1 protein-coding gene is annotated in these 13936 nt (G+C 66.3%); it reads right to left on the reverse strand.

The genetic code is table 11. From position 1 onward, the window contains the following. Positions 1 to 242: 242 nt before the first annotated feature. Entirely contained in the window at positions 243 to 13790 is a 13548-nt protein-coding gene (locus tag KIT79_02885; GenBank protein MCW5828240.1) for a hypothetical protein, read from the reverse strand. Positions 13791 to 13936 lie beyond the last annotated feature (146 nt).

Raw genomic sequence — 13936 nt, forward strand, 5'->3', positions numbered from 1 at the left:
CACTTTTCAGCAGGCGGTGGCAAGCCTTGCCTATATAGCTCCAAGAACCCCTGAAATAGGTCAACTGGCTTAGTGTCCGGAAAACAGGACACCAAATGACTGGTTGTTAACCTTTGCACTTAAGGAACAGGGCCCGTGAAGCAGCGATGGGGCTCCGGAAAAGACGAACGGCCGGGGGAAACCCCCGGCCGTCCGCGTTTTGGTTACTGCCAGTTTCCTGTGAAACCGGTTCGCCCGTGGGGTCAGTTCCCCACGTTCGAATCGATCAGCAGGTCGCCCAGGGCGGTCAGCAGGTCCACGAAGGCCGGATCCACGGGCAGGCCCGTTGAGATATCCAGTTCGCGGATGGTCAGCTGGTCCATGGACTGCAGCGGCGTCGACGTGCGCGGCACCTGGTTGTTCACGATGAAGGCGTAGTCTTCACGTGCAATCAGGTCGGCAAGGCCGTCGAACAGCGCCGCGTTGACGCCGTTCAGGTTGCCCAGCGTCACCACACCGTCAGCGGCGGTGAAGCCGATGCGGAAGCGGCGGTCGGTGTAGCCGGCGGGCGTGCCAGCCACTTCGGGATCACCACTGGCGCCATCGGTGCAGGCCTCCAGCAGCGATCCGGCGGGGAACCCGGCAGGCGGCGAGCAGTCGAAGACGATGTTGTCGACTTCAGTGCTCGGGCAGTTGGTCACACAGGCTGCCACAGCGGGATCGTCAAATACCGACATCCACGGCGCGCCGCCGCCGAATGTCGTGTCGAACACACCCGCCAGGGCCGCATCGCCAATGGTGCCGTTGCGGTTCAGGTCGTCAGTGATGAGCGGATCGTACCGGTTCTCGTCATCCTCACGCACAATCCGCGGATTGACCGAGGCCGAACCCGGAATCAGCGCCTGGATGTCGGCGAACAGGGCGTCGGCGATGGTCACGCCGGTCGTGTATTCCTGTCCGCAGAACTCGCGGTCGATGGCACCCGAGCCGCAGCCGGGGGCGTTGCCGAGATCTGTCGGATCGATCGGGCCCGTTCCCGACACCGGATCGTTGTCCAGTGCGTAGAGCTGGGAGCCGATGATGCCGGAGATGAACGGCAGCGCGCCGATAACCTTCGACTCCGCATCGCCAGCGAGCAGGACCGACAGGCTGCTGAACAGATCCTCGCGGAGGATCGGCTGCAGCGGCCGCTCGACCAGCACGCCACGGTCGCGGAAGACCGCCTGCGGGTTGAAGTCGACGCAGGCGTCGTAAGTCACTGCCGCATTGACGCCACGGTCAAAGTCAGCCGTCGCCGTATTACAGTCGGTCGGGTCTTCGATCAGGGTATTGATGAAGTTGCCCACCACGTCGAGGCCGGACCGGTAGAAGTCACCGGCGCCAGTCGGCGTGTCGATGATGTCGCGCTGGGCGAGACCCACCTGGACCGAGAGGATGTTGTCGATCGTGCGGTCGTGACCGGACGGCGTTACCACCGTGTCGGTATCGGTCGCAATGTCACGGACGAGCCGAAGCGCCTGGCCCAGGTAGTTCTGGGTGTTGAAGGGGTGTTCAATCCCGTCACGCACCGAACCCATCAGGTTCGCCAGCAGATCCTGCATGGCAACCAGCTTGTTGCGGTAGCGTTTGTTGTTCAGCGACTCGGCATTGTCGAACGTCGGCTGCGTGCTGCTGCCGTCCGTGTAGTCGATCGCCTGCTCGAAGTCGTCCAGAACACCCAGGATCGTGCGGACGAGCGCCTGAGTCGGACCCTCGTAGATGCCGTCGACTGCCGTGGCGCCAGCGAGGATCACCCGCTGCTGGCCAGCAGCGTACGTGCCGGGCACGTACGGACGGCTGTCGTAGAGGAGACCGCTCTCATCACCGTTGTTCGAACGTGCCGAACGGGAGATGATGTTCGCCAGCGCGAGACCGTCGATCTCGAGACCGTGGAGCGTGTTGTTGTCGTCCACGACCGTGCTCTTCGTGTCACGCGCAGCGGGGGGTACCAGATCGGTCTGCTCGGTGAGGATCTGGATGCCCGGAATGAGCTGCCGGATCAGGTCCGTCTGGATGAACTGCGTCAGGACGCTGAACAGGAGCCGCGGATCATCCGAGAACCCTTCGCGCGAGTGGCCCGGGAGCACCGCATTGGCGCCCAGCTCGCCGTCACGTCCGTCGCGGTCACCCAGCGTGCCGAGCAGTCCGGAGAGCGCCAGGAGCTGGTAGTCAACCGCGTCGTTGATGGCGTTGCCGTCGCAACCGGGGATACCGGTGTTCGAGCAGTCGGCACCAGCCGGGGTCGGCCAGCCGGACGCATCCACGAAGTTCGGGTAACGGTCGTAACGGTCCTCACGGCCCTGGACAATGAAGTCGTCGAGACCGATCGCCGCCGGAACCCCGGTAACCGTGATGGTATCGGTACCAGGATCATAGGCCGTCACGTAGGTTGTCACGCCGGTGTTCGCGCCGCTCGTGAAGGTGATGGCACGGCCAAGGAGGTCGGTGTCTGCCGGATAGGTGCCGTTGATGCCCGTCACCACAAAGGTGTCGAACGGAGCCGCACCGTCACCCGTCGTGACGGTCTCGGTTACCGAATCCAGCGTTGGCACACCGGTAGCCGCCGTCAGCCGGGCGAACAGGGTCGTCACCGCCGACAGGGCGCTCCGGGTCGGGCCGTCGTTCAGCATCCGCTGGACCGGGCCTTCTTCGGTCTCCTCGAAGCCGTTGGCGCCGAAGATCAGGTTCTCGGCCATCGAGCGGTTGTTCTCGTTGTCCGGGTTCGGCTGCACCACGAAGGTAATGAGGCCCACCGCACGGTCGAAGAAGCTGTAGTCGGCTTCAGCACCACCGCCCGTATCCACGGCGTTCACGCCACGGTGCAGGTGGTCCAGCGTGCGGAGCAGCAGGTCCATGCGCGAATCGCGGAAGGGGTTCACCGGCAGCGGCGTCGGGCCGCCGAAGCTGGAGAGCGCGAGGCCAAGGCCCTCGCCGCCGATCACGTCGCCGCCCACGCAGCCGTTGTAGGGCTCGCGCATCTGGCGCACACGGTACGAGCAGCTCTGGTCGCCGAAGAGACGCACCGAGCCACCGGTGGGATCATCGGCCACATCCAGTCCGGTCACCGTGAAGGTGATCGGGCCCGGACCGGCTGTGTTGGCCGTAATGGTCGCCACGTCGCCAGCGGACACCGATACGTCGGTGGAATCCGTGACGAAGACAAGCTGCTGGCCGGCAAACGCATCCACGCCGATGCTGGCAAGCGAGCCGTCGCCGGCGCCAACCACGATGGTCACATCCGTGCCGCCAGTCACCGCATAGCGCCGCTGGTTGCAGTTGAGCGCCATGTAGCCCTGGATATTGTCGTAGGCCGTCAGGAACGGTGCCGACACGTCGTTCTGGAACGTCACGCAGTTGCGGAGCGTGCCATCAGCCGCGCAGTCGTTCGTCGCCACGAGATCCGGGGCAGTCGTACCCGGCCGGGCGGTCAGAGGGGCACAGGCCTCGTCATATCCGCCGGGCTGGTCGGCGCCACGGGTCTCGATGCAGAGGAACGCGCCCGGGCCCACGCCGCCAGCATTGAAGTTGGTCGTGGAGGGCGGAAGCGCCTCGCTGTAGATGGCGCCCCAGTTGCGGGCCTCGGCCTGGCCCACGTCACCGGCGTTGTCGTCCGATCCGGTGAGGGCAAGGTCATTGCCCGCCATCAGCACGCCCACGTTCACCGACGAGAGCGTGACCGCGTAGCGGTTGCCGGCAACCGGCGCCGCGGACAGCGCGTCAAAGGTGAACAGGTATTCGGTACCCGCCGCCAGCGCGTAGTTGGTGATCCGGCGGGTTTCCCCTGCTGCCGGACCATCCAGGAAGGTGATGAGGCCGCCTGTGTAGAAGCCCGCCGTGGTGGAGAGCGTCGTCAGGGCCGTATCGCCACGGACCGTCGTGGTCGCGTTGTCGGCGCCCAGAGCCTCCGCTTCCTCGCGGGCCGGATTCTGGTCCAGCGGGCCGCCCGTGAAGCCGCGGCCGATGCCGTTGACGTCCGGAGTGGCCGGGCAGTAGGCGACGCCGCCTGCACCCTCCGGGGTCTCCGTGACCAGCGTGCGGTTGGTGCCGTCGTTGTTGCCCGACGCACCACGCGCACCCGAGAAGGCATCCAGGAGGATGAGCGTCAGGTCTTCGCTGGACTTGAGCAGCTCGCCGCCCTTGATGTCGCGGCCGTTGGCGCCGGGCGCGTCATCCACGCCGCAGGCGCGAACCGCACGCAGCAGGTCGAGGATCTGCTGGGCAAGGCCCGATGCGCCGAGCGCCTGGACAACCGGGATGATGTCGTCGATCACGCCATCGGGCGCCGGGTTGCCGTCACCATCCGGATCGGCCAGCGCGCGCGCGGCGGCCGTCGAACGGGTGATGTCCTGCGGGTCCGGCACGGTCAGCGTGCCGTTGATCGGCTGGATGTCCTCGGCGATCTTCAGCGTGAGGAGGAGGATGTAGTTCACCGCGTCGGTGGCCGACATGACGGCGATCTGTTCCAGCGCCTCGCGCACGACGGACTGCTCGAACCGGATCAGGCCGCCGCCCGAACCGATGGCGAACGGGGCGTCGAGGATCATGGCCAGGTCAATACCGAGCCGCGAAACCGACAGGAGCCGCTCGTCGGTGCCGTTCGGGTAGCCGTTGTTCACGTAGCAGCCGCCCTTGCGGGTCAGCGTGTCGCCCTGGGCGGGATCACATTCGGCGAAGATCGAGTTGATCCGGTCCTGGCTGTCGTAGCCGAAGCGGAGCGCCGTGTTGATCACTTCCGGCAGGATGTCGAGGGCCGCCTGGTCCACGGCAATGCCGTCGCCACCGTTCGGGCCGCGGTTGCCGCCGCAGTTGTACGCACCCACCGGGTTGCCGGGGTAGTCGTCGATGTCGTCGGCGCCGCCGGGGCCGATGTCATTGGCCTCGAAATACTGCGTGTTCGGATCGTCGAACAGGCCGTCGATCAGCACACGGACGTACTGCCGGTTGTCGCCGGGGTTGAACGAGCCGCAGGTGTTGTCGCGGAAGTTCTGGTGGCGCGGATCCTTCGGAGCCGTCTCCACGAGCTGCGCGACCACGTTGAGGAGCACCTCGATCGGCGTGCGGCCGGCGAAGTAGGCCTCGCTGCAGGCCTTGGTATTGACCGAGGTGCCGTCAGCCGAGACGTTCTCCTGGACCGGCGAGGACTTGCCCACGCGGGTCAGCAGCACGTTCAGCGCGTCGGTCGTGTAGTCGAGCGACGTGCGGAACTGGGCCGGGTCGTTGTCCAGGTTCGGGTCGATGGTGGCGCCGCCCAGCTCGGTGATCACGCGCAGGATCGGCGGGTTCACCGTGTAGGGGTTCGGCGGCTGGTCCGCGAAGCCCGTGTTGCGGACGTTGTTCACGTAGTCGAACGCGGTCAGGTCGCTCACGTTCGTGCCCGGGTCGAGGATATCCGCCAGGCGGTCGATCACGTCTTCCAGCCGGTTGTCGCGGAGCACCAGTTCGATCGCCGGGAGGAGCTTCTCCAGGACCGACTGCTGCACGCCGAAGGTGAACGGCGGGAAGGGGATGCCGCGCGGATTGTCATCCGGGTCGTCCGAGATCGCATGGAGCAGCGGGAAGACCGCCGTCAGCACGCTGTTGACGGTGGTTGTCGCGCCGTTCTTCAGCGTGATCGTCTGGTTCGGCAGCGACACGCCGTTCGGCCCCATGATGTAGGTGGACCGCATCAGCAGGTTCATGCGCGAGTTCTGCCGGTCGTCGGGGCTGGTGAGCAGCTCGTAGTCCGGATTCGGGATGGCGGCCAGGGGCTCTGCCATCAGGCCGGTGCTGCCAATCTCGTCGCTCAGGAGGTCGCGGGTGATGAAGCTGACAGCTTCCAGCACCGTGGCGCCACGCGGGGCGAGCGGGTTCGTCGCTTCACGCGGATATTCGCTGATCGCGGCGCGCACGAGGTTCAGCAGGCGGCTGATGAACTCGACGCCGTCGGCCGGGTTGTCGTTGTCCGACAGTTCGTAGATGAGGTCCATCATGCCCTGGAGGCTCGGCGCATCCTGGATGTCGGCCAGCGTGTTCGGGCAGATACCGGTCGCCGGGCAGACCAGCGAGTAGCGGTCGGCGGCCGTCGGGTAGGAGCCGACATAGGAGGGATCATTGAAGTCTTCCTGCGGGTTCGCCATGGACTCCTCGATGAGGTGCATCAGCGACGAGATCACTTCCCGCTCGCCGAAGCGGCCATCGTTGTCGAGGTCCATGAACAGCAGGTGGTCGGCCAGATCGAAGATCGGCTCCATCGAGGGACCCTGCGGCGGAACCACGCGGAACGCGCAGCCCGCGCCTTCGCAGCCGCCCACGCTTGTGCAGGCGGTGGAGAGGAGCTGGTTTACGGTGTAGGCGTCACCCGCACCGGACACCGCACAGGGACCGGGCACGCAGCCGGCTGCAAAGGTAAACTCACCGGTCACATCGTCGAAGGACGTCACGGTAGCGGTCTGGAGGACGTTCACTCCGCTCAGGATCCGTAGCGTCTGGCCGGTGTAGAGGGCCGGGTCATGGCCAATCGTCGTCGAGTCTTCCAGTGTCGTTGCGGTGATGCCGCCGTCTTCCGTTGACGTGTACACGCCGCGGAAGGGCTCGGTCTGGATCTGCGTGTCACTGTTGACAACCGTCACGCGGGCACGGCCGCCGGCGCAGGCTCCGGTGACGATCTCGATGTAGTCACCCGGCTGTGTATTGATGAAGGAGTCTTCCTCGCCGGGGTTCGACACCGGGAGGAATCCGCCCGTGGCCGAATCACACACGCTTTCGCCGGCCACCGGCACCGGGTTGATGATGAGGTCGATGCCCGACACCCGCGCATTGAGCGTGTTCGTGTCGGCAACGGTCACGTCGGTCGCCCGCATGCGGAGCGACTGCTTGCTGTCGAGGGCGTTCTTCACCATCGGCAGCGTGTTCTTCACGGTGCCCGGATCGTCGTAGCAGTTGTACTGGTTCACGCCCACGTTGCATGGCGTGGCGGCCTCGGCCGGGTCACGCATGATCTCCTCGAGGAAGATCGAGGAAAGCGTTGCATCGCCCGGATCGGTACGCGGACCAGCCGGGAAGTTCTCGCGTGCACGCGGATTGATGATCGCCTGATCGTCCAGCAGCGGCAGGAGGTCGTCCAGCACGCCGTTGTCGAGCAGGATGCGTCCCACGTTCGCCAGGATCACGACCGTCGAATCGGACGGACCGGTTCCGTCCACATCCTGCAGCAGGGTGCCGAGGACGATGGCGAAGTCGGTGCGGGAATCCAGGTAGAACGCCTGCCGCGGGTTCGAGGCGACGGTATCATTCGGCGCGCCGAGCAGCAGCGAGGTGTGGAAGTTCAGGTTGTACAGCACGCCTGAGTTGGAGAGCTGGTCCAGCGTCAGGGTGCGAAGTTCGGTCGGGTCGCTGATGAGGCTCACCACGGCCGGGTTGGACGAGATGATGCCCAGGGCGCCCGAGAGCAGGCGGTCAACCGCCGACTCGACGATGTTGAACTGGACCGCCGCCACGGAGCTGCGGCCCACGCGGTCGTTGGCGGCCACTTCAACACGGTAGGCCATGTCCTGGCCGGGACGGCACTGGTCGTCGCCGTCGGCGTGGTTGTCACCGCACGAGAGGTCAACATCCAGCGGCCGGGCCGGGACATCGCCGGTGAGCAGCGCCGCCTGGGCCTGGCCGAGGCTGGTCTGCGTGGCCAGAAGCGACTGCGCCGCGCCAGCGGTGTTCTCGCTGTTGCCGGTCAGCCGGTCGGCGAAGATCCGGTAGTCGCCGCGCTGGTGGGCGGTAACGTTGTCCTCGTCTTCGCCGTTGTTGTCCAGGCGGGTCACCGCGATGAACGAGCGGTGCTGCGCCGGCAGCGTGGACGAGGAGCCGAGGAACAGGGTCTGGTCGGTCATGAACACGATCGGGTTGGCCGCGACCGAATCCTGGTTGTTCACGACGCCCTGGATCACGATCGCCGGCGGGAGCGTGTCGCGGATGACGGCGAACGGCACCACGGTCTGGTTGCCCGACAGCGGGTCGTTCGGGTCGCTCAGCACCGAGTCAATGGCGATGAACAGGTAGCTGTTGATGCCCTCGACCGGCACGGAGAGGCTCGGTGCGCTCCACACATAGGCGGACTGCACGAACATGCCCAGCGCATCGGCCGGGAGCGGCTTGTCGAGGGTCAGGTCGAACGGGGCAAGACCTTCGCAGAAGGTGCCCGTCACGTCCAGCGCCTCGCAGGCGGTAATGCGGAACAGGCCGACGTTCGGGGACTGGCTGCCCTGCAGCGACGAGAGCGAGATGAAGTCGCCCGGCCGCAGGTTGTCGGTCACGAACACGTCGTCGGCGATCGAGATCACCGAGCTGCCGTTGCCGCCGGCGACTGCCAGCGTCAGGAAATCACGCGCCGGGTTGCCCGTACCGTTGCCGTCAGCCGGCATCAGGTCGCCCGAAACCTTCACGATCGTCGGGTCGGCGCCCAGGTATACGGTCGGGGGCAGCGCATCCAGCGAGAGCGTGCGGCCCTGCAGGAAGATGCGGTCGCTGCGCACCGTGCGGAAGTCGAGCTGCGGCATCACGCCGGCGCCCAGCGTGTCGAGCGCGCCCACCGAACGGTAGTTGCGGCCGTCGCCGTGGCGCAGGACGAGCTGCGCGTCGGTATCGAGGTCGCAGGCCGCGGCTGTCGTCGTCACACTGAACAGGCCGGTAGCGGCAACATAGTCAGTGACCGTGAGCACAAGACCTACCGCGCAGGTGCCCGTCGCGCCGGCGTCTTCCACCGTCAGCGTTCCGCCCACGTAGGCGTCATCCACCGTGGAGAGCCCGGCGACAGCGCCGGTATCAACGTCAACCGGGTTGGTCGGGACGGTCGAAAGCGCATCCAGCGTGTCAACCATCGTCGCCGTGCCCGTGGCAGCGTCATAGTGGCCGAAGCTGGCCAGCGTGAAGATGTCACCCGGAGCTGGGGCCGGGCTGAATGCCGGAGTCACGGTGAAGGTGGAGGTACCGGCATTGTAGGCCGTTACCGTGCGTGTCTGGCCGACGGCAAGGCCGTCGGTGAAGGTGATGAGATCACCCACATGGAAGAAGTCCGACGCCGTGCTGATGGAAACCGAAGCCGGGCCCTCCACGGCCCCGGCACCTGTGCCCGCTCCGGACACGAGGCCGGTCGTCACGGTCGGTCCCTGCTCACCCACGAAGTCGCCGAAGCGGCCGCCGGGGTTGGCGCTGTTGTTCATGTCGAGCGAGCGCACGACGATCGGGGTGTTCGGGTTCGACGAGTTGGCGTCGTTCTCGCACATGATCGCACGCGGCGGTGTGTTGCCGTCAGCCGTGGCGCTCGTGACGAGAGCGGGGGTGTCTTCCACCACGCAGTCAATGGCGAAGTGCGGGGGCGTATTGATATTGCCCTCGAACTGCCGGACCGAGAAGCTGAAGGAGGTCGTGTTGCCCGCCTGGTCCCAGGCCGTCACGGTGAAGTTCGTGAGCGCGCCTGTGCGGAGCGAGATGTTCCCATAGCGGAAGAAGCCGTTGTCCACGCCGGCATCGCCGTCGGTATAGGGGACGGGGTTTCCGTGCTCATCGAGGCTTCCCGCACCCGGGCTGGCGAACGAGTCGTAGTTGTTGTCCGACTGGACGCGGACCAGCGTGCGGCCGGCCGCTTCCGTGTCGAACGCGGTGGTGGTCGAGGTGTAGTCGATCACATGGCCGCCCACCGACACTGTCGGGCTGAAGCTCGTGAAGCTTCCGCCGCCGGCAGGGGCGTCGGCCGGGAGCACGAACACGGGCCGGCTGCAGAAGTTGCCCGGCGGCGGAGCCGTGCAGTCAATGCTGGCGGCCGCCTCGTAGCGGGTGGTGTCATAGGCCGGATCCTGCGAATCGGCGATCAGGATCGGCGGCGTCACGTCGCGCACCACTTGCAAATTGGCCGTGGCGGCGCCGTCAACAATTTCGCAGCGGTCGGGCGTCGTGTCGCCCGGCACGATGGCCGAGCAGGCCAGCGGATTTCCGAGGAGGGCCGTCTGGGCGATGTCGCTGGTCAGGTTGCCCGAGCCATCGGTCGCCTGGATGTCGAATACCGTGCCGCCCTCGGCGATCGGTATGGTCGCCGTAAAGCAGAGCGAGGAGTGGCCGCTCATCACGAGGTCCGTGAAGGAGGGATTGCACTCGCCGCCGCTGTACTGGCCGACAACGATGTTGGCGTTGCTGGACTTGATGCGTCCCACGAAACCCAGCAGCGCGCTCGGATCCGAGCCGCCGAAGGTAAAGACCGGGCCCAGGGCCCCGGCCGTGAGATCATAGGCGCCCGTGCCGGTGGAGCCGGCGTCGTGCATCGCCTTGAAGAAGGCCGAGCGGCCCGACTGGCCGGCCATCGCCACCGGAACACCGTCGTTCGCGGGCTCGAAGAGCCGCTGGCCGTCGTTGGTGTTGACCAGGGTGAACTGGTCGGCCACCGAGATGTCGTTCGTGAAACCGGGCGACACCACGATCGTCCGGGTGGCCGCCGTGTAGCTGATGATCTGGCGGGTCTCGCCGGCGTTCGCGCCGGTCGTGAAGGTGACCGTGCCGGCGGTGTAGAACTGGTTCAGCGTGTTGTTCAGCGTCGTGGCATCGAACGTCGTCCGGGGGTTGGCGCCGACGGCGGCAACCGGTTCGACCAGAGTCGTTGGGCCCGCGGCGAGCGAGGCGCGCACGAAGAGCTGCGCGACCGGGTGGGTGTTGACGAGGCTCACCACCTCGGCGGCGCGGAGCGTGGTTCCACCGGTGCCACGGTTGATAATGACCGTGACATTCACCGGGTTGACGCCAACCTGGGTCACCGTGACGCCCGGAGTGGCGCCATCAAGAATCTGGGTCGAAACCGCGTAGCCGGTGGCCGCGTCGCTGCCGCTCAGCACGTTTTCGAACAGGATGTCGTTGCGTCCGCCAGCGCCGTCGGCCGAATTGACCTGCCGGCTTCCGCGGGAGCCCTCGTTCACGAACTCGACGATCTCGTCCGCCGTCGTTCCGGCGGGGGCCTCGATCGTGAGGTTCACGCCGTCATCGGCGGTCACATCAAGCGCAACGCCGTCCTGGATGTCAATTTCAACGCCGTTGGCCGCGGCACCGGCGGTGCGGGCGTAGAACCGGATCGCCGTATTGGCTACCGGAACACCCGTGCCGTCAATGTCTTCATAGACGGCCGTCGCCAGGGTCGGGTCTATCGCCGACTGGCTGCGGGTGATGACCGCCGAACGGGTCTGGATGGCGCCGGTCACCTGGTTCACGCCGCGGACGGTGATCTGGGCAATGTCGCTGCCGATACCCGGAATGAGCGCGCCCTCGGTAGCCGGATTCAGGGGGAGCGAGCCGGGAGGCGGAGGATTGATCAGGCCGTCAACGGCCGCCGTCACAGCGGCGAGCCCACCGAACGGGATCGCCTGCACGAACCGGCGGGCCACCGGGTGGCTCGCCACGGCCGCCGCCACAGCAAGCTGCGTGGTGGTGCCGGCATCGTAGTTGATGTTGATAATCAGGTCGTTGTCGTCACCAGCTGCCGGGGCATCCGGGCCGCCGATGTAGTTGGCCGGCCACTCGGCAATCGTCACGCCGAGGGTGCCGGTGTCGGTAAACTGGATGCGGATCCGGTTGGAGGCCGCACCCGACTGGGCGGTCACGAACGCCAGATCGTCGTTCAGGTTGAACGGAATGCTGTCAGCGCCGGTGAAGATGATCACCGCCGGACGGCCTTCTTCGATCGTGCCGGTGACGACGGCCGAGTTGGCCGAGGCGAACCGGACATCCTCGATCACCACGTTGCCGCCGGTCTCGCGCGGGCGAAGCGCCTGCACGTCGGCGTGGGCAATCAGGTACTGGGCGGCCGACGAATCGGCCGGAACGGACGCGGTGAGACCCAGAAGACTCGGCGAGACCGCCGCGCCACCCTGCCGGATCAGCAGCGTGTCGCCAGCGGCAACAGCGGCCGGGAACGCCGGGGAAACGGTCAGGGTTCCCAGTGTCGTGTCCGAGGCGACGATCGTGCGCGTGACGCCAACGTTGGCAGCCGTGCCGGTCTGCCCCGTCACCGTGCCGCCGACGAGGATGCCGTCGGAAGGCATGCTGGAGAGCAGTGTATCGGCATCCACGATCACCGTGGCGCTGGAACCCACATCGGCCTCAACGGACTTCTCGACAGACACGCCCGCGATCACGCGCGTGCGGCCGTTGTTGCCATCCGACAGGAACGTGATGAGGTCATTGCCCTGCACGTTGCGGGAGACGAAGTTCTGGCTGCCGGCCGTCACCACCGGGAGACCGGAGGTGGTGCTCAGGTCGTCGAAGTTCTGAAGGTAGCCGATCGGGCCGTAGGGGAGCTGCCGCGGAATGCCGCCCGTGACGAGCGGACCCACCGTGGCAGGACCGTCAGTGCCGCCTTCGAGGTTCGTTCCGCCGCCGCCGATGACATACGTCACTTCGTTCGCGTCGGCAGTCGCAAGATTGACCGCGTTACCAGCCGTGCCGCGCTCCGTCGCGGTAACCGTGATCACGCCGCCGACCTGGTGGGCGATCACGCCGCCCAGCACCGGGTGGCGGTTGATGAGGTCCACGAATCCCTGGGCGTTGACGTCGGTATCGTTCACTGCCGTGTCGCCGTCAGCATCAATGTATTCGAAATCGGTCAGCGGGTCGGCGATCACGCCACCCACTTCGACCACGTTGAAGGTCGTTCCGTTGATGGTGATCGAGGAGGCGACATCGGCGCCCACGGTCACGTCGCCGCCGCCACCGGTCGCCAGCGTGATCGTGTTGCTGGCGCGGGTGTAGGAGCTGGCGTTGATGTGCGGCGGGAGGGCGTCAAAGGTGAACGGGAAGTCGTTCACGCCGGTGACGTTGGCCTGCAGCGTGAGGCTGGGATCGAAGCAGCCGCCCACGCAGGCCGGGGCCGGCAGCGTCGTGGCCAGGAGCGGCGCCGTGGCGTTGGAGTTGCCGCCAAAGAACTCGAACCGGAAGGTCACCCAGAAGTCCGAACCGTTCAGGAGAACCGGGTAGTTGGTGAGCGTGCTCCAGCCGCGGTCGCTGCCGGAGGCGGTGATGCGGACCGGAACGACCGCTTCACAGATACCGGTAGTGGCAGCCGTATCGGCATTGGAGTTCGCGGGGATCACGCCGTTGGTGGGCTGCGCGTTCCCGCGCACGCCGCTGGCGGCATGGTTGATGAAACCGGTCACGCCGTCATAGGTGGGAGTCAGTGCACCGCCCACCGTGACGCCCAGGTTGAGGCAGTTGGCGCTGGCCGTTTCGCCGCAGACCGAAACGCCGTCCTCAAAACGGCCAAGGCCCGCGATATCCGGGTCCACAGCGTTATCGGTGGTAAAGCCGGTGTCGATCACCAGCGTGTCCGCGAAGGCGCAGGTGACCGTGTTGTCGGTGCCGTTGCTGTCCAGCGTGGTTCCCCACGGAACCCGGTCGGCGAACACCAGCATGCGGTTGACGCGGTTCGGAACCGGAGTGGCACTGGTCCCGAGCGGCTGGGGCGAACTGGTGGCTGCAAGATTGAACTTGCCCTGCATGGCAACCGACAGGGAGGTCTGCCGGTTGGGCACCACGGTGCCGTTCAGCACCTGATATTGCGGATTGCTGATCTGCGCGATCTCGGTGCTGGTGGCACCGAGCTTGATCGACACCGCAGAACCGCCCGCATCGGGGTCCGGGCTTCCCGGATTCCGTACAAACTGGTCCAGCGGAACCGCCGCCGTTTCAGACTGCCGGCTGCATCCGCCAAGCGTAAGGCCCGCGGCCGCCACGATCATCACCATCCAACGCATCATTCCGTACTTCATTGTCGCCACTCCTCCAGTTCCGCTTCCGGTCTCCGGCTGCATTCCGCTTCCGGCTGCCTTCGCGGCAATTGGTATCTTTTGTCTTTCCCGCCGTCCCGGCTTCTCCCGCCGGGCGGCGCTCTTCAACGCTATTGACGGATATGGCA

The sequence above is a fragment of the Deltaproteobacteria bacterium genome (assembly GCA_026129095.1).
GTDB lineage: Bacteria > JAGRBM01 > JAGRBM01 > JAGRBM01 > JAHCIT01 > JAHCIT01.

Coding starts and splice junctions, on each gene's coding strand:
- KIT79_02885 (MCW5828240.1), bottom strand. CDS start 13,790: ATGAAGTACGGAATGATGCGTTGGATGGTGATGATCGTGGCGGCCGCG.